The organism is Haloactinopolyspora alba, from assembly GCF_003014555.1.
Taxonomy (GTDB): domain Bacteria; phylum Actinomycetota; class Actinomycetes; order Jiangellales; family Jiangellaceae; genus Haloactinopolyspora; species Haloactinopolyspora alba.
Genome location: NZ_PYGE01000001.1, coordinates 242876 through 261204, shown reverse-complemented (window position 1 = coordinate 261204; position 18329 = coordinate 242876). Strand labels below are relative to the sequence as shown.

At 69.8% G+C, this 18329-nt stretch carries 14 protein-coding genes; 11 read left to right on the top strand and 3 right to left on the bottom strand.

What is annotated here, in order from left to right:
* Positions 1–2 precede the first annotated feature (2 nt).
* On the bottom strand, positions 3–1169 hold the full coding sequence (gene rhaI / locus CLV30_RS01190) for an L-rhamnose isomerase (RefSeq protein WP_106535350.1): 1167 nt from the start codon (positions 1167–1169) through the stop codon (positions 3–5).
* A 188-nt stretch (positions 1170–1357) separates the two neighbouring features.
* Between rhaI and CLV30_RS01185 the strand changes: the two genes are divergently transcribed.
* Both CLV30_RS01185 and CLV30_RS01180 read left to right on the top strand, forming a co-directional pair.
* On the top strand, positions 1358–2377 hold the full coding sequence (locus CLV30_RS01185) for a LacI family DNA-binding transcriptional regulator (protein ID WP_106535349.1): 1020 nt from the start codon (positions 1358–1360) through the stop codon (positions 2375–2377).
* Positions 2378–2596: 219 nt separating this feature from the next.
* Complete coding sequence (locus CLV30_RS01180) at positions 2597–3430, top strand: SAM-dependent methyltransferase (RefSeq protein ID WP_106535348.1); 834 nt, start codon at positions 2597–2599, stop codon at positions 3428–3430.
* A 258-nt stretch (positions 3431–3688) separates the two neighbouring features.
* On the opposite strand, the gene CLV30_RS01175 is transcribed toward CLV30_RS01180, so the two are convergent.
* The gene (locus tag CLV30_RS01175) at positions 3689–3946 is read right to left on the bottom strand and encodes a hypothetical protein (protein WP_129710812.1); all 258 of its coding nucleotides are present in this window, start codon (positions 3944–3946) and stop codon (positions 3689–3691) included.
* Position 3947: 1 nt separating this feature from the next.
* Between CLV30_RS01175 and CLV30_RS01170 the strand changes: the two genes are divergently transcribed.
* The 6 genes from CLV30_RS01170 (at position 3948) to CLV30_RS01145 (ending at position 13454) form a co-directional block, all read left to right on the top strand.
* Positions 3948–6128 carry a 5'-nucleotidase C-terminal domain-containing protein gene (locus tag CLV30_RS01170; protein WP_106535346.1) on the top strand — a complete coding sequence of 727 codons (2181 nt, stop codon included), beginning with the start codon at positions 3948–3950 and terminating at the stop codon, positions 6126–6128.
* A 53-nt stretch (positions 6129–6181) separates the two neighbouring features.
* On the top strand, positions 6182–8905 hold the full coding sequence (locus CLV30_RS01165; RefSeq protein WP_106535345.1) for an ExeM/NucH family extracellular endonuclease: 2724 nt from the start codon (positions 6182–6184) through the stop codon (positions 8903–8905).
* Between the two features lie 219 nt (positions 8906–9124).
* Positions 9125–10459, top strand: coding sequence for a dipeptidase (locus CLV30_RS01160; protein ID WP_106535344.1), 1335 nt, complete (start codon positions 9125–9127; stop codon positions 10457–10459).
* A 13-nt stretch (positions 10460–10472) separates the two neighbouring features.
* Positions 10473–11009, top strand: coding sequence for a DUF1697 domain-containing protein (locus tag CLV30_RS01155; RefSeq protein ID WP_106535343.1), 537 nt, complete (start codon positions 10473–10475; stop codon positions 11007–11009).
* Between the two features lie 162 nt (positions 11010–11171).
* Entirely contained in the window at positions 11172–12362 is a 1191-nt protein-coding gene (locus CLV30_RS01150; RefSeq protein WP_106535342.1) for a M14 family zinc carboxypeptidase, read from the top strand.
* 42 nt (positions 12363–12404) lie between these two features.
* Positions 12405–13454 carry a M14 family zinc carboxypeptidase gene (locus CLV30_RS01145; RefSeq protein ID WP_106535341.1) on the top strand — a complete coding sequence of 350 codons (1050 nt, stop codon included), beginning with the start codon at positions 12405–12407 and terminating at the stop codon, positions 13452–13454.
* Between the two features lie 154 nt (positions 13455–13608).
* Here CLV30_RS01145 and CLV30_RS01140 read toward each other — a convergent pair whose 3' ends face one another.
* Entirely contained in the window at positions 13609–14463 is an 855-nt protein-coding gene (locus tag CLV30_RS01140) for an SDR family NAD(P)-dependent oxidoreductase (protein ID WP_106535606.1), read from the bottom strand.
* Between the two features lie 96 nt (positions 14464–14559).
* Here CLV30_RS01140 and purF point away from each other — a divergent pair, with 96 nt between their 5' ends.
* From purF to purM, 3 genes are all read left to right on the top strand, one after another.
* Positions 14560–16149, top strand: coding sequence for an amidophosphoribosyltransferase (gene purF, locus CLV30_RS01135; RefSeq protein ID WP_106535340.1), 1590 nt, complete (start codon positions 14560–14562; stop codon positions 16147–16149).
* 84 nt (positions 16150–16233) lie between these two features.
* Entirely contained in the window at positions 16234–17214 is a 981-nt protein-coding gene (locus tag CLV30_RS26195) for an SH3 domain-containing protein (protein ID WP_170119623.1), read from the top strand.
* Positions 17215–17251: 37 nt separating this feature from the next.
* A complete protein-coding gene (gene purM, locus CLV30_RS01120) occupies positions 17252–18322 on the top strand; it encodes a phosphoribosylformylglycinamidine cyclo-ligase (RefSeq protein WP_106535338.1) in 1071 nt (356 codons plus the stop codon).
* Positions 18323–18329 lie beyond the last annotated feature (7 nt).

Here is an 18329-nt window from a genome sequence, read left to right as displayed (position 1 = left end):
GGTCACGCTCCCCAGCCGGCCTGCTCGCCACCGACGCGCTGGTCGCGGATGGTCTCGAAGTGCCCGGAGCGCTCGTAGGCGGCGACCGGGTCCGGGTCGAGGCCCTGGTCCTCGCGCATCGTGGCCAGAAGCGGCCGGACGTCGGTGTTGAAGGCGTCCATCAGGGTGCCGTTGGCGCCCAGGACGTCGCCGTCCTGCTGTGCCTTTGCCAGTGCGTCCGCGTCCACCAGTGCGGCCTTGGCCGTGGCTTCCTGCACGTTCAGTACCGAGCGGATGATCGCCGGGATCTTCGGCTCGATGTTGTGGCACTGGTCGAGCATGAACGCGATGCCCTGGGCAGGGTCGTGTGCGTCGGCGCTGACGATCTCGTGCATGATGCGGAACAGCTGGAACGGGTCGGCCGCGCCGACCATCAGGTCGTCGTCGGCGTAGAAGCGGGAGTTGAAGTCGAACCCGCCGAGCTTGCCCGCGCGTAGCAGGAACGCGACGATGAACTCGATGTTCGTGCCGGGGGCGTGGTGCCCGGTGTCGATGACGACCTGGGCCCGCTCGCCGAGCTGCAGGCAGTGCGCGTAGGACGTGCCCCAGTCCGGCACGTCGGTGCTGTAGAAGGCCGGCTCGAACAGCTTGTACTCCAGCAGCATCCGCTGGTCGGCGCCGAGGCGGCCGTAGGTTTCGGCGAGCGCCTCGGCCAGCCGGTCCTGGCGGGCGCGGATGCTGTCCTGGCCGGGGTAGTTGGTGCCGTCGGCGAACCACAACTTGAGGTCCTTCGACCCGGTGGCGTCCATGATGTCGATGCACTCGAGCAGGTGATCGGTGGCCTTGCGGCGTACGCCCGGATCGGGGTTGGTGACGCTGCCCAGCTTGTAGTCGTCGTCCTGGAAGACGTTGGCGTTGATGGCGCCGATGCGCACCCCCTGGTCGCGGGCGTGCGCGGCCAGGGCGGTGTAGTCGTCGACCTCGTCCCACGGGATGTGCAGGGCCACGGTGGGCGCGGCGCCGGTGAGACGGTGCACGACGGCGGCGTCGTCGATCTTCTCGTACGGGTCACGCGGGACCCCGGGCTGGGGGAAGACCTTGAACCTCGTGCCGGAGTTGGCGTAGGCCCAGGATGCGGTCTCGACGCCGAGGCCGCGCACCGCCGCCTTCGCCGCGTCTTCATGCCTCATGCCGTGCCCTCCGGGCTCTGCAGCGTCATCGGTTTCCTCCACCTTGCGCAGTGCCTGTCGTCGTCGGTCCGAGTCGATTCATCCGGAGAGATGAATCGTTTCATGTGAAGGAAAACTACGCTCCGGCGTCGGCCGCGTCAAGACGTGACCGCGATCGGCGTGCGCCATCGAAGCAGTAGGCTGCTTCGATGGCTCGCTCCTCCCCGAACATCCGAGAGGTCGCCGTCCGGGCAGGTGTATCCGTCGGCACGGTGTCGAACGTGCTGAACCGGCCCGAACTCGTCGCGGAGCAGACGCGCGAGCGGGTGCATGCGGCGATCACCGCGCTCGGGTTCGTCCGCAACGACTCCGCGCGGCAGTTGCGGGTGGGGCAGAGCAGAACGATCGGCCTGGTCGTGCTCGACGTCGCCAACCCGTTCTTCACCGACGTCGCGCGGGGTGTCGAGGACCTGGCGAACCGGCACGGGCTGGCGGTCATCCTCTGCAACTCCGACGAGAATCCGCAGAAGGAGGCGTCGAACCTCGATCTGCTGGCGGAGATGCGGGTGCAGGGCGTCCTGATCAACCCGGTCGACGAGTCCGACGGACGCGTTGCCGCGTTGCGTGAGCGGGGGACGCCGGTCGTGCTGTTCGATCGGTGCGGCGATCCGGTCAACGAATGCTCGGTGGCCGTCGACGACCTGCTAGGCGGCCGGCTGGCGGCGCAGCACCTGATCGACAGCGGGCATCGTGCGATCCTGTTCGTCGGCGGACCGGCGACCCTGCAACAGGTCCGGGAACGCCACGACGGCGCGCTCAACGCCGTGCTCACCTCGGATGCTGACGTCGACCTGCGGGTGCTGGCCACGCCGGCGCTCAATGTGGCCGCAGGGCGCGCGGCCGGCGACGAGATCGCCGCGATGAGCGCGAGCGAGCTGCCGTCCGCGGTGTTCTGCGCCAACGACATGCTCGCTCTGGGCGTGCTGCAGGCGCTGACCTACGCGGGCCTGCGGGTTCCGCAGGACCTGGCCATCGTCGGCTACGACGACATCGACTTCGCCGCCGCCGCGGCCGTGCCGCTCACCTCGGTGCGGCAGCCACGTCAGCTCCTCGGCCGGACCGCCGCGGAGCTGCTGCTCGCCGAGACCACCGAGGTCGATCACGAACATCAGCAGGTCGTGTTCGAACCCGAACTCGTCGTGCGCGATTCCAGCCGCGCGAGCAGGTGAACGGCGGTGGTCGTCCGGAGTTCTCGTGCCGGACGGGCGGGCGGCGACTGGTACCGTTCGCACTGATGCGCGGGTGCGTGTATCCGTCCGGGTGACTGTCTGCGGCCACGGTTGTCACGCGGTCCGCGGCAATGCCGGTGACCCGGCGTTCACGGCCGGTGCGCCCACCTTTACTCTGGTTTCCAACTCGCCGACCGGTCGACGTTCTGGAGGTTACAGATGGCCGCCGCCAAACCGTCCGGCAGGCGTGCGCCTGCCGGCGTCGACCCCCGCCGGCCGAGCATCGCCCGCGTGTACGACGCCGCGCTCGGTGGCAAGGACAACTACGAGGTCGACCGGAAGGTTCTCGCCGAACTCGAGCAGGTGGTGCCCACCGTCCTCGATCTCGCGTGGACGGGCCGGAACTTCCTGATCCGGGTCGCACGCTTTCTGGCGGATCAGACCGATGTCCACCAGTTCATCGACTGCGGCTCCGGACTTCCCACGGCCGAGAACACCCACCAGGTCGTCCAGCGTGTCAATCCGGACGCGCGCGTCATCTACATCGACAACGATCCCGTCGTTCTGGCTCACGGCAGGGCCCTGCTGGAAGACAACGACCGGACCTTCCTCGCCGACGCGGACCTGTTCGAGCCCGAACAGGTCTTCGCCAACGAGCACGTCAACAAGCACCTCGACCTGACCGAGCCGATCGCCCTGCTGCACATCAGCACGCTGCACCACCACGTCGGCGACCGGCACCGGCCCGCCGAGATCATGAAAGAGTACGTCGACCGGTTGCCGTCCGGCTCGTTCGTCGCCATCGGGCACTTCGCGGATCCGGAGAACGAGTACACCCAGAAGGCCCGCGACTTCGAGCGCATCCTCGTCGAGGGTGACCTCGGCAGCGGGACGTTCCGCACGCTGTCCGAGATCGAGGAGCTGTTCCCCGGTCTCGAGATGATGTCACCCGGAGTCGTCCAAGCCGTGGACTGGTGGCCCGACGGCCCGAAGCTGAAGGCCCCGGACGAGACGCATCAGCTCTTCGCGGGCGGCGTGGGCCGCAAACCGTAACGCCGCCGCGCGACGGCACCGGTCACGGCACGACGGACCGGATCTCCGCGACCGGCACGGCGGCTTCGGGCGGTGCGCGTGAACCGGGTGGGCACGCCATGTCCCGTGGCTGCCGACCGGACGGCGCGACCCATTGACGGATCGCACAGGTATCGACAGCCTGTGCCGTGGCGTATGCCTGCCGTTCACGCCCGATCGGTACGGTCCCGCCGTTGACGAAGCCATTCGGAGGTCACTCATGCGCCTGATCAGGCGTTCTCATCGGGCCGTCGCGGCGACCGCCGCCATCGGCCTGGCAGCGGTCGGGATGGCGTCCGTGCCGTCCGCTGCCGACGAACCCGCGGCACAGCCCACCGGCGAGCCCTCGGCAACCGTCCTGTCCGAGCCCACCGCCTCGCCGACGCCCGAACCCACGTCGACGCCGAGCGCGACGCCCAGTGCGACGCCGAGCGCGACGCCAAGTGCAACGCCGAGCGCGACGCCTGCTGCGACACCGGCCGACGAAACGGCGGACACGGTGCCGATCGACGTCCTCGGCATCAACGACTTCCACGGTCGTATCGAGGCCGACGGCCAGGCCGCCGGCGCCGCCGTGCTGGCGGGTGCGGTGAACCAGATGCGTGCCGACAACCCGAACACACTGTTCGCGGCCGCGGGCGACCTGATCGGGGCCTCCACGTTCGTGTCGTTCGTCGACCAGGACCACCCGACGCTCGAGGCGCTGACCGCCGCCGGGCTGGATGTCAGCGCGGTGGGCAACCACGAGTTCGATCAGGGCTACTGCGACCTGGTTGACCGCGTGATCCCGTTCATCGAGGAGATGTCCGCCGAGTACGGCCGCGAGCCGTGGCAGTACCTGGCCGCGAACGTCAAGGTCAAGGACGGCCAGACGCACGGGTGCGAGAACAGCGAGCCGGCGGAGCTCGCCGAGTCGTGGACGACCGAGGTCGGCGGCGCGACGGTCGGCTTCGTCGGCGCCGTGACCGAGCACCTGCCCGAGCTCGTCAGCCCCGACGGCATCGCCCAGGTCGACGTGCTCGACGTGGTCGAGGAGACCAACCGGGTCGCCGACCAGCTGACGCAGGAGGAAGGCGCCGACATCGTCGTGCTGCTGGTGCACGAGGGCGCGGCGACGACCGACCAGTCGTCCGCCACGGATCCCGACACCGACTTCGGCGCCATCGTCAACGGAGTGAACGAGAACGTCGACGCGATCGTCTCCGGGCACACCCACCTCGCCTACGACCACGAGATCGCGGTGCCCGAGTGGGACGACCGTGACTTCGGCCGCCCGGTCGTCAGCGCCGGGCAGTACGGCTACAACCTGAACAAGATCCGGTTCTCGTACGACCCGGCGGCCGACGAGATCACCGGCGTCGACTCCGAGATCGTCCCGCTGACCGTCGAGGACGACGAGGGAAACTGGCAGCCCAACCCCGAGTTCCAGCCGGACCCGACCGTGGCCGGCATCGTCGAGGACGCCGTCAAGAAGGCCGAGGAACTGGGAGCGGAGCCGCTGGGCGAGATCACCGCGGACTTCAACCGTGCTCAGCAGAGCGATGGTTCCGAGAACCGCGGTGGCGAGTCGACGCTCGGCAACTTCGTCGCCGACGTTCAGCTGTCGGCGGCCCAGGTGACCGACCCCGAGACGCAGATCGCGTTCATGAACCCCGGCGGCCTGCGCACGGACATGACCTACGCCGGCACCGGTGCGGACGACCCGGACGGCACGGTCACCTACCGGGAGGCCGCCGAGGTGCAGCCGTTCGCGAACACGCTGGTCACGATGACACTCACGGGTGAGCAGGTCGTCGACGTGCTCGAGGAGCAGTGGCAGCCGGAGGGGGCGAGCCGTCCGTTCCTCAAGCTCGGCGTCAACGCGGAGCTCGACTACACCTACGACCCGCAGGGCGCGGAGGGCGAGCACATCACGTCGGTGACCCTCGGGGGTGAGTCCCTCGATCCGGACGCCGAGTACCGGGTCGTCGCGAACTCCTTCCTGGCCTCCGGCGGCGACAACTTCAGCACCCTCGCCGAGGGGACGGACGTCGCGGACACCGGGCAGATCGACCTGCAGGCGATGGTCGACTATCTCGCCGAGAACTCGCCGGTCACCCCCGACTACGCGCAGCGTGCCGTCGGCGTCCAGTGGGTCAGCGATCCTGACGCCGTCTACACGCCCGGCGACGAGGTGGCCCTGGACCTGTCCTCGCTGCTGTTCAGCACCACCGAGCCGATGGACGAGACGCTCACGGTGGCGCTCGGCGACGCTGAGCTCGGCGAGTTCGAGATCGACGACACGATCGTCGACACCACTGACCAGGTCGGCTCCGCCGAGGTCCGCGTCACCGTCCCCGACGATCTCTCCGGTGCCGGTCTGCAGCAGGCGGGCGCCACCGACACCGAGCTCACGGTCTCGCTGCCCGAGACCGGCACCGAGGTGACGTTGCCGATCACTGTCGACGCCGGAGACGAGCCGGGCACCGAGACCGGCGGTGACTCCGGTGACGAGACGGGTGGTGACGCGACCGGCGGTACCGACGACGGCACCGACGAGCTGCCGGACACCGGGTCCTCCGGCATCACCTGGTGGATCGTCGGCGGCATCGTCGTCCTGGTTCTCGGCGGCGGTCTGTACGCGCTGTCCCGCCGTCGCACCTCGACACCCAGCAGCGACTCCGGAGACTCGAACAGCTGAGCCCTGACACCACGTCGGACGAGTGTCTGCACCGAATCCAGAGGAGACAGCAGATGCGCCTGACCAGGCGTTGCATCCCAGCGGCCGCGGTACTTGCCGCAGCCGGCCTGGCGGGAACGGGCCTCGCGGCCGTGCCCGCCGTCGCTGCCGAGGGCGACCCCTTCATCAGCGAGATCCACTACGACAACAGCGGCACCGACACCGGTGAAGCCATCGAGATCCAGGCAGAGCCGGGGACACGGTTGAACGGCTGGCGGCTCGTACTCCTGAACGGCAGCAACAGCTCGACGTACGGCGAGGTGAAGCTGCGCGGATCGGTGCCCGAGTCCGGCGTCATGGTCGAAGAATTCGAGACGAACGGCCTGCAGAACGGCGCGCCGGACGGTGTCGCGCTGCTGAATCGCCGGCAGGACGTCGTCGAGTTCCTCTCGTACGAGGGCACGTTCACCGCGTCACTCGGGCGACCGCTGCAGGACGTCGAAAGCACCGACATCGGGGTCTCGGAGGGGTCGTCCGCGTCGGCCGGCCAGTCGTTGCAGAAGGTGGACGGCACATGGATCGGTCCGGTCGACGCGTCGTTCGGCGAGGTCAACACGCCGCCCGACGACGAGCCACCCGGTGAGGCCGAGCGGGTGACGATCGCCGAGATCCAGGGCGAAGGATCCGGCTCGCCGTTGGTGGACGAGACGATCACCACCTCGGGCGTGGTGACGGCCGCGTATCCCGTGGGCGGGTTCGACGGGTACTACATCCAGACACCGGGCACCGGCGGCGACGAGGAGCCGGGCGAGCGCACCGCCTCCGACGCGGTGTTCGTCTACTCGCCGGCCACCGCCGGTGACGTGGCCGTCGGTGACCACGTGGAGGTCACCGGCGAGGTCACCGAGTACTACGGACTGACCGAGGTGAGCGTCGACGACGGTGGGCTGAGTGTGCTCGACGAGCCGGCCGAGGCCGTGAAGGCGGTGCCGTTCGAGTTGCCCGCCGGCGACGAGCGCCGCGAGGTGTACGAGGGGATGCTGGTCGATCCCGCTGCCGGTTACGTGGTCTCGGACACGTACGCGCTCGGCGGCTGGGGCGACAACGCGTTCGGCTCCATCGGGCTGGGCTTCGGTGGACCGCTGGTGCAGGAGACCGACGTCGCCGCGCCGGGAACGCCCGAGTACGACGCGGCCGTGGCCGACAACGCGGCGCGCGCGGTCACCCTGGACGACGGCCGGTCCAACCGGACGCCCACCGACAGCGAGGTTCCGTATCTGTCGCCGGAGGCGCCGCCGCGTACCGGCACGGACGCCACGTTCCAGGCGGACGTGATCTTCGACTACCGGTTCCAGTGGAACTTCCAGCCGAAGGCGCCGGTCGAGGGGCCCGCGCCCGACGTCGTCACGTTCGACTCCGGGAACACCCGCGCGGCGAACCAGGCACCGGAGGACGTCGGCGGTGACGTCGAGATCGCCACCTTCAACGTGCTGAACTACTTCACGACCCTCGGCGTGGACGTCGATGGTTGCGAGCCGTACACCGACCGCGAGGGCAACCCGATCAGCGTCCGTGGCGGCTGTGAGCTTCGCGGCGCATGGGACGCGGAGAACCTGGAGCGGCAGGAGGGCAAGATCGTCAAGGCGATCAACGGCCTGGACGCCGACGTCGTGTCGCTGGAGGAGATCGAGAACTCCGCGAAGTTCGACAAGGACCGCGACGCCGCGCTGGCCGCGCTGGTGGACGCGCTGAACGAGGACGCCGGGGCGGGCGCCTGGGCCTACGCGGCCTCTCCGGCAGAGCTGCCGGCGCTGGAGCAGCAGGACGTCATCCGCAACGCGTTCATCTACCGCACCGACGCCGTCCAGCCGGTCGGCGAGTCGGTCGTGCTGACCGGGTCGCCGGCGTTCGACAACGCACGTGAGCCGCTGGCGCAGCGGTTCACGGCCACCGACACCGGGTACTCGTTCATCGCCGTGGCCAACCACTTCAAGTCCAAGGGCGGCGACTGCGGCGACCCGGAACCGCCGGAGGGGTGCTTCGACGCCGACCGGGTGGCACAGGCGCAGGCGCTGGTGAGCTTCGCCGACGATCTGGTCGCCGAGACCGGCACCGAGGACGTGTTCCTGCTCGGCGACTTCAACTCCTACACCCACGAGAACCCGATGCAGGTGTTCGCCGACGCCGGCTACACCAACCTGAACGCCGAGTACGCCGGCGAGCACACCTACGTGTTCGACGGCAAGGTCGGCTCGCTCGATCATGTGCTGGCCAGCCGGTCGGTGATCGAGAACGACCTGATCCGCGGTGTCGACGTGTGGAACATCAACTCGGTCGAGTCGGTGCTGTTCGAGTACTCGCGGTACAACTACTTCGCCAGCGACCTCTTCGACGGCGAGTCGGTGTTCCGGGCGAGCGACCACGACCCGATCGTCGTCGGCGTCGGCGCGGCCGAGGACAGCAGTGAGCCCGGCAGCGAGGACGGCACGGATCCGGGGACGGACAGCGGCTCGGAACAGGGAACGGACGACGGCACGGGGACGACGGGCGCTGACGACGGCTCCGGTGAGACGGGCACCGATGACGGTTCCGGGGCGGCGGACGGTGCCGGCGCGGCGGACGGTTCGGGCGACGACGGTGCCGGCGCGGCGGCCGCCGGCGACGGCGGCGGGATGCTTCCCGACACCGGCGCCGGGCTCGGTGGCTGGTTGGTCAGCATGCTGGCCGTGCTCGGCCTCGGCGCGGGCCTGTACGCCTGGTCGCGCCCGCGGAGGCGGTACACCGGCGCCGTCACCTGATCGTCGTTCCGGCACCTGATCGTTCGTTCTGCCGCGATCAGGTGACGGATTGACGAAGAGGGCCTGCTGAAGGGCGGCCGACCGTCACCTGATCATCTCCAGAATGTGGACTGGAGACGATCAGGTGACAAACTTCGGCCGGATGCCGCTCGTTTTGTCACCTGATCGTCTCCGGCCGAGCCGCGTCGGCACGGGCCGCAGGCGTTAGGGTGCGAGATCGTGACCGACATCTCCGCTGCCGTCGAGGCGATCCTGCCGTCCGTCCGCGCCGACCTCGAACGGCTGGTGCGCATTCCGAGTGTCAGCGCCGACCCGGACCGCTCCGGTGACGTCCGCGCGAGCGCCGACGAGGTGGCGCGGCTGGCGCGCGAGGCCGGGGCCGCGGAAGCCGACGTGGTCAGCGTCGACGACGGCGCACCTGCGGTCATCGCACGGTGGCCGGCACCCGACGGGCAGCCCACCGTGCTGCTCTACGCACACCACGACGTCCAGCCCACCGGTCCGGAGGGCGCGTGGAGCAGCGCGCCGTTCGAACCCACCGAGCGGGCAGGACGTCTCTACGGCCGGGGCGCGGCCGACGACAAGGCCGGGGTGGCCGCCCATCTCGCCGCCCTGCGGGCCCACGACGGCCACCCGCCGGTGGGCGTTGTGCTGTTCGTCGAGGGCGAGGAGGAGATCGGCTCGCCGACGTTCACCTCGTTCCTGCGTACGTACCGCGATCGTCTCGCCGCCGACGTCATCGTCGTGGCCGACTCGATGAACTGGAGCATCGACACGCCTGCGCTGACCGTCAGCCTGCGCGGCGGCGTCGACTGCCACGTCGAGGTTCAGGTGCTCGAGCAGGCGGTGCACTCGGGCATGTTCGGCGGTCCGGTGGTCGACGCGCTGACCGTGCTGTGTCGGATGCTGGCCACGCTGCACGACGAGAACGGTGACGTCGCGGTGCCGGGGCTGGTCACGGACCACGCCGCGGACGTGGACTACCCGGCGGACCGATTCCGCGCTGAGGCCGGGCTGCTCGACGGCGTCGAACTGACGGGCACCGGCTCGTTGCCGGACCGCATCTGGGCGCGGCCGGCGGTCTCCGTCGTCGGTATCGACGCGCCGAGCGTGGCCGACGCGGCGAACGTCCTGGTGCACCGCGCCGGGGCGAAGGTCAGCATGCGGCTGGCGCCGAACCAGGACCCGCGGGTGGCGCTCGACGCGCTCGAGCAGCACCTGCGCGACCACGCGGACTTCGGCGCACACGTCACCGTGACCGACGGCATGGCGGGCGGTGGGGTCGAGCTCGAGACCGCGAACGCGGCGTTCGGCGCCGCCGAGGCGGCGTTCGGCGCCGCTTTCGGGGTGCCGCCGGTGCGGATCGGCGTCGGCGGATCGATCCCGTTCATCGCCGAGTTCCAGGAGATCTTCCCGGACGCGGCGGTTCTGGTCACCGGTGTCGAGGACCCGGCTTCCGGCGCGCACGGTGTGGACGAGAGCCTGCACCTCGGGCAGTTCGCCAAGGTCTGCCGAGCCGAGGCACTGCTGCTCCAGCGGCTTTCGGACGACTGACGCGGGAACGCCGATGGCTCGGTACGTCGCGCTCCTGCGGGGGATCAACCTCGGCGGTCACAACAAGGTCCCTATGTCCGACCTGCGTGCACTCGTGGAGTCTCTGGGGCACACCGAGGTGTCGACCTACATCAACAGCGGAAACGTCGTGTTCACCAGCGGCACGCCGGAGCTCGACCGAGCCGGGCTGGCCCGCGCTGTCGAAGAGGCGCTGGCGACGCGAGTCGATGTCCGGGTTCCGGTCATGGTGCGTTCGCACGCCGAACTCGCGGACACGCTGCGCGTGAACCCTTTCCCCGAGGCGCAGCCGAACCGGCTGTTGATCTCGTTCATGCAGGGCACACCGGACGCCGACGCCGTGGCTCGGGCCACCGAGATCGAATCGGGTGCCGACGAGTTCCGGGTGGTCGGCACGACCCTTTTTCTGCACTGTCCGGACGGTGTGGGTCGGAGCAAGCTCGCCGCGTCGATCGAGAAGCGGCTCGGCGTGCCCGGCACTGCGCGCAACCTCACCACCGTCCGCAAGCTTCTCGACATGACCGCCGGCTGACGGCGGGCAGCGGCTCCGGTCGCAGCAGGAAGTCCGCACGTTGCTGCGCACTTCGATTTCAACCTTGACAAAGTTGACAACTCGCCGACTATCTTTGTCGACTAGCCGTGAGATCGAACGATCCCGCAGGGGGGACGGCGCGATCCGGCAAAGGAGCCGCGCATGCTTCGTTCACGTCTGTCTCGCACACTCGGAACCGTCCTGGCGGCCGGCATCTCCGGGACGCTGGCGATCTCGTTCGCGGCCGGTCCCGCGGCCGCCGAGCCCGATCACGCGCACTGCGGCTCGGAGACCGGGGACACCGGGCGAGAGTCCTGGACCGACCACGCCGAACTCGGCCGCAAACTCGACAGCCTGGAGCAACGCTCCCGCGGAACGCTCAGCGTCGACGTGGTCGGGCAGTCGAACCAGGGCCGCGACATCTGGGCTGCCCGCGTCGGCGAGGGCGACGACGTCATCCTCGCCCAGAGCGAGATCCATGGGAACGAGAAGACCGGCACCGAGGCGCTGCTGGCGCTGCTGCGCACCATGTCCGCTCCCACACCGGAGGCGGAACGGCTGCGCCAGCAGGTCACGGTGGTCGCGGTGCCGAAGATGAACCCGGACGCCTCGGAGCTCGACCGTCGCGCCAACGACCGCAGCTGGGCCGAGGTCGTCCAGGACTTCCCCCAGCTCGCGGACGCCGAACCGGCATGGAACTACTACACCGGGACGGTGCAGGGCGACGAGTACGGCGAGCGCCCCGGGTTCGACGTGAACCGGGACTTCCACCCGGACCTCGACTACGTCCCGCAGGCCGACGACTTCCCCGGATCGTCGAGTGAGCCGGGCTGGTACATCCACCCCGAGTCGCAGACGATCCGGGACCTCTACGTCGACCTGCAGAACGAGTTCGGCACCGTCGACGTCTTCCTCGACCTGCACCACCAGGGGCCGTGCTATGCCGTCGAGGGCGGTGACGACCGGGTGACGATGTCGGTGTCCGGCAAGTTCATCGACGTCGAGAACCACCAGGAGTGGAACAACGGCTACGACCTCGAATTCTCGAAGCAGGTCACGCTCGCCGCGTACGACGAGTTGCAGCAGGCGAACTCGCCGTTCAGCAACATCACGCTGTACCCGCAGGACATCGACCTGCCGGGCACCGCGCTGGGGTCGTTCGCGCTGAACGGCTCGGGGACGGTGCTGTTCGAGGTGCGCGGGCAGACGCACAGCTGGGGCGCGAAGAAGCGCGGCCAGCTGATCTCGACGGTCGAGCGCGGCCTGGTCGGCATCGTCGAGTCGGTCGCGGACGGATCGGTGCGCCAACTCGATCCCGAACGGTACGACCGGATCCCCGAAACCGACCGCTGAGCCGGCAGGCACCGCGTGCGCCGACAGAACAGGAGATCGCACATGAGACTGCACCGCGGACTCGCCGCGACCGCGGCCGCCGTGACAGCCGTGGCCACCGGCCTCGGCTTGGGCGCCGTCGCGAGCGCCGACCCGACCACGACGCCCAACGGGCCGTGGGTCGAGGACTCCCAGCACGTGTCGCTGGAACGCCTGCACACCTACGACGAACTGACCCGGGAGTTGCGCAAGCTCGAACGCCGCAGTCAGGGGCAGCTCGAGCTGAGCAGCATCGGCACGACGAACGAAGGCCGCGACATCTGGCAGGCCGAGCTCGGCACCGGTCCGACCAAGGTGCTGTACGTGACCCAGCAGCACGGCGACGAGCCGCTGACCACCGAGGCGGCGCTGGCCACGGTGAAGCAGCTGGGCACGTCCAAGGCGTCGTGGGTGCGGGACATCCTGGACGAGATCACGCTGCGGGTGATCGTCCGGGCCAACCCCGACGGCACCGAGCGCTACCAGCGGCAGAACGTCGACCCGGACTGCTCGGGCCAGTACTGCGAGCCCGGCGTCGGATACGACATGAACCGCTTCCACGATCCTGCGGTCGATCCGGAGGACAACCCGGTGCCGGAGTCCGCCGCGGTTCAGGCGATGTTCCGGGACTGGCGACCGGACATCACCGTCGACTACCACCATCAGGGCTCCTACGTCGCCGACGACGGCAGCCTGATCACCACGTCGGTCATGTGGCCGTTGAACCCCGAGGTCGATCCGGCCGTGGTGGACGCGTCGAAGCAGGTCGCCGTGACGGCGTACGACAGCATCTCCGCGTACGGGCACGGCGAGGTCAGCCAGTACCCGGGCAGCACCATCCCGGGCATCGCCCGCAACTCGTTCGGGCTACAGGGCAGCGCGAGCCTGCTGGTCGAGTTCCGGGGCGGCATCGGGCAGAAGAGCAGCGGGTACCTGATGCGCCAGGGGTACGTCGCGATGATGGCCATCGCCCAGGCGGCCGCGGACGGAACGCTGGCCGACGTCGACCCGGCCCGCGCCGACGACATCCCGCCGCGCGGGCCGTACGTGCCCGGTGAGGAGGCCACCGAGTAGGTCCGTACCGCGACACGGCACCGCACTGTGCCCGGCAGGCCGCCGAACCTGCCGGGCACAGTGCTGGTCAGCTGCCGGACCAGCTGGTTGGAGCGGGACAGCTCAGCTCCGGATCACCACCTTGGCACGAAAGCGCCCACTCCGCCGGGTGGTTTCAACGGGCGCCGGCGAGCGCCTCCGCGATCAGCGACTCGGACAGCTCGTACAGCTGCCGTCGCGCCAGCACGTCGCTGGCCTGCGGATGCGGCGCCGCCTCCATCGTCTGGTCGAAGTACCTGCCCGTGACGCCGTCCAGTTCGGGATCGATGATCAGGCGCAGCGTGGCCTCGCCGCCGTCGTCCAGCGTGCTCAGCGGCGTGAACTTCATCTCACGGACCATCGACGTGTCCATCAGGCTCGCCGGATGCAGCGCGTTGACGGTCACGCCGGTGCCGTGCAGCTCGTCGGCGAGGTCGATGGTGAACATGATCTGCGCGAGCTTGCTCTGCCGGTACGCGCGGACTCCGGTGTACCCCCACTCGAGCATCGGGTCGGTGAAGTCGATCGGTTCCTGGCCGACGGATACGACGTTCACCACCCGTGCGGGCGCCGACGTCCGCAGGACCGGGAGCAGTCGCCGGGTCAGGTGATAGCCGGCCAGGTAGTTGACCGTGAACCGCAGTTCGATGCCGTCCGGGGACAGCTGACGCGGGGACCCGGGAGCGCCGAAGCCGACGGCGGCGTTGTTGACGAGTGCGGTGATCCGGCCGAACCGTTCGGCGACCTCGTCGGCGAGCTGGTCGACCTGCGCGAGCCGGGCCAGGTCGGCCAGCACGGTACCGGCCGGTTCGCGGCCTCCGGCGGCACGCATCGCCTCCACTGTCGAGTCGAGGCGTTCCTGGTCGCGGCCGTGCAGGATGACGTCGGTGTCGGAGGTCGACAGTCGCACCGCCAGCCAACGACCGAGCCCGTCGGTCGCCCCGGTGATCAACACCGCCGGCGCGGCGGAGGTGGCGTCGGTCACATTCATGCCGGTGCAACAGCGAACGGGCGCGGGTTTGTTTCCGTCCGGCGCGTCGTGGCGGTCGGCTCGCCGCGCCGGGGCCGGCTTCGTACACTTGAGGCCGTGGCCCAGCCCGACGGAAAGCTGACGCACGACATCGACCCGCACGACAAGGGTCCACAGGACGCATGCGGCATCTTCGGCGTCTGGGATCCGGGCGAAGAGGTCGCCAAGCTGACCTACTTCGGCCTCTACGCGCTGCAGCACCGTGGCCAGGAGTCCGCGGGCATCGCCGTCGGCAACGGCGAACAGATCCTCGTCTACAAGGACATGGGCCTGGTCAGCCAGGTTTTCGACGAGACCACACTGAACACGCTGACCGGGCACGTCGCCGTCGGGCATGCGCGCTACTCCACCACCGGCGGCAGCGTCTGGCAGAACGCGCAGCCGACGCTCGGGGCGACCCCCGCCGGCACGGTGGCGCTGGGCCACAACGGTAACCTCACCAACACCGCCGAGCTGCTGGAGCTGGTCCGCGAGCGTGCGGGCACCGACATCGGCGAACTGCGTTACGGCAACACCACCGACACCGCGCTCGTGACCGCGCTGCTGGGGTCGTACCCGGACCGGACGCTCGAAGAGAGCGCCGTCACCGTGCTGTCGCACCTGCGAGGCGCGTTCTCGCTGGTCTTCAGTGACGAGTCGACGCTGTACGCGGCGCGCGACCCGCAGGGCGTCCGGCCGCTGGTGCTGGGCCGCCTGGACCGCGGCTGGGTGGTGGCCAGCGAGACGGCGGCGCTGGACATCGTCGGCGCATCGTTCGTCCGCGAGATCGAGCCCGGCGAGATGGTCGCCATCGACGCGGACGGGTTGCGTTCGCATCGCTTCGCCGCGGCCGAGCCGAAGGGCTGCATCTTCGAGTTCGTCTACCTGGCCAGGCCGGACACCCACATCTCCGGACGTTCGGTGCACCAGACGCGGGTCGAGGTCGGGCGCCGGCTCGCACGCGAGCACCCGGTCGAGGCCGACCTCGTCATTCCGGTGCCCGAGTCCGGTACGCCGGCGGCGGTCGGCTACGCCGAGGAGTCCGGCATCCCGTACGGCATGGGCCTGGTCAAGAACGCCTACGTCGGGCGGACGTTCATCGAGCCGTCGCAGACCCTGCGCCAGTTGGGCATCCGGCTGAAGCTGAACCCGTTGCGCGAGATCGTCGGCGGCAGGCGGCTCGTCGTCGTCGACGACTCCATCGTGCGGGGAAACACCCAGCGCGCCCTGGTGCGCATGCTGCGGGAGGCGGGTGCGCGTGAGGTGCACGTGCGCATCTCGAGCCCGCCGGTGTCCTGGCCGTGCTACTACGGCATCGACTTCGCCAGCCGTGCGGAGCTGATCGCGACCGGCCTGACCACGGACGAGATCCGCCGCTCCATCGGTGCCGACTCGCTGGGCTACGTCACCCTCGACTCGTTGGTCGAGTCGACGACGGTGCCGAAGAACGATCTGTGCCGGGCCTGCTTCGACGGTGTGTACCCGATCGAGCCGCCGGAGCGTCCGGGCAAGGAGCTCCTGGAGCAGGACATGCTGCCGGGTGTCGGCACGGACACGTCGGCAGCCGGCGACGCCGGCGATCAGGCGGTCGCATTGGGCGAGCCCGGTGATGGTCTGAATGCGCTGGTCGGAGGCGGTGGCGCGAGCGACGCGCTCGGCCGGCCCTGATCGGATTTGTGACAATTCGCCCCAAATGTGTTTTCCTGCTCTGCGGTAACGAAATGGTCTCGGAACCGGGAGGGAGGACGAGTCGTGCCGCGTTCCCGCCACAAGCACGTACGTCGGGCCCCGATGACGCGCCGGGTCGGCCTGGCAGCCGCGCCCGTCGCGGTGGCTTCGGCAGTCGCCGCCGGAATGATGTACTGGCCGGACGACGAGGCCGAACAGCCGGTGTCATCATCACCGGACCCGACGGCCACCATGTTCACCGAGGAACGCGAGCAGTCGGTGAGCCGTGGTTCCGAACGCGGCGAACCGCCGGCGAAGGCGAACGCCACCGCCACGCGCACGCCGACTCCGACCCCGACGCCGACACCCACCCCGACGCCGACTCCGACCCCCACGCCGACTCCGACGCCGGAGCCGGAACCCGAGCCGGAGCCCGAGCCCGAGCCGACCGTGGCCGGGCACATGTTCGTCACGGCCGGCCTGAACGTGCGCACCGACCCCGATGTGGACGCCGACGTGCTCACGGTGCTGGAGAGCGGCACGAGAGTCGCGCTCACCGGGGAGTCCGACGACGAGTGGGAGCAGGTGCTGCTCGACGACGAGACGTACTGGGTCAGCGGCGAGTACCTCGCCGAGAACAAGCCGGCGCCCGAAGAGACCGAGGAACCGGAGCCGGACGACGGCATCTCGTCGGCCGAGTGCGAATCCGGCTCGTCCGTCGAGGACGGGCTGACCGCCGACGCCATCCGCGTCCACCGGGCGGTGTGCGCGGAGTTCCCCGAGGTGGATTCCTACGGCGGCCTGCGCCCGGGTGACGGCGGCGAGCACGGTGAGGGCCGCGCCCTGGACATCATGGTCACCGGCTCGCTCGGTGACGCCATCGCCTCCTGGGTCCGCGAGCACTACGACGAGCTCGGCGTCAGCGAGGTCATCTGGGAGCAGCAGATCTGGACCGTCGACCGCAGCGACGAGGGCTGGCGTTGGATGGAGGACCGTGGCTCCGACACGGCCAACCACTACGACCACGTGCACGTCACCGTCTACGGAGACTCCGGCACCAGCTGATCTCCGCGGACAGACCGGCGCCGGATAGGCTTCTCACGTGTCCAGCAGCGAACAGGCGCCGTCGGGCGCGACGTACGCCGGCGTGGGGGTCGACATCGATGCCGGCGACCGGGCCGTCGAGTTGATGAAGAGCTGGGTCGCCGACGCGCGGCGGCCGGAGGTCGTCGGTGGTCTCGGTGGCTTCGCCGGGCTGTTCGACGCCAGTGCCCTGAAGTCCTACCGCCGGCCGCTGCTGGCGACGAGCACCGACGGCGTCGGCACCAAGGTCGCGGTCGCTCAGCGGATGGGCGTCCACGACACCATCGGCTTCGACCTGGTCGGCATGGTCGTCGACGACATCGTCGTGTGCGGCGCGGAACCGCTGTTCATGACCGACTACATCGCCTGTGGACGGGTCGTCCCGGAACGCAGCGCGTCGATCGTCAAGGGCATCGCTCAGGCGTGCGTGACTGCGGGGTGTGCGCTGAGCGGCGGCGAGACCGCCGAGCACCCCGGGCTGCTCGGGCCGGACGAGTACGACGTCGCGGGTGCGGTGACCGGTGTGGTCGAAGCGGACGCGGTGCTCGGGCCGGAACGGGTACGAGCGGGGGACGTCGTCGTGGCGATGGCCTCGTCGGGGTTGCACTCGAACGGCTACTCGCTGGTGCGGCACGTGTTCTTCGAGACGGCCGGGTGGGACGTCGAGCGGGAGGTGCCCGAGTTCGGCCGCACGCTCGGCGCGGAGCTGCTGGAGCCGACCCGGGTGTACGCCCAGGACTGCCTGGCGCTGGCCCGCGGCGTCGACGTGCACGCGATGTCACACGTCACCGGCGGCGGGCTGGCGGCGAACCTGGAGCGCGTCCTGCCCGACGGGTTGTCGGCGCGGCTCGACCGGTCGACGTGGACGCCGTCGCCGGTGTTCGAGCTGACCGGCCGGCTGGGCGGCATCGACCGCACCGAGCTGGAACGGACGCTGAACATGGGTGTGGGTATGGTCGCGGTGGTCGCGTCCGACGAAGCCGACCGGGCACTGGAGGTCCTCGCCGACCGGGGGGTCAATGCATGGGTCGTCGGTGATGTCGTCGACGGAGACGGTATCGCGCGACTCCACGGCCGGTATGCCGGCTGAACCGTCC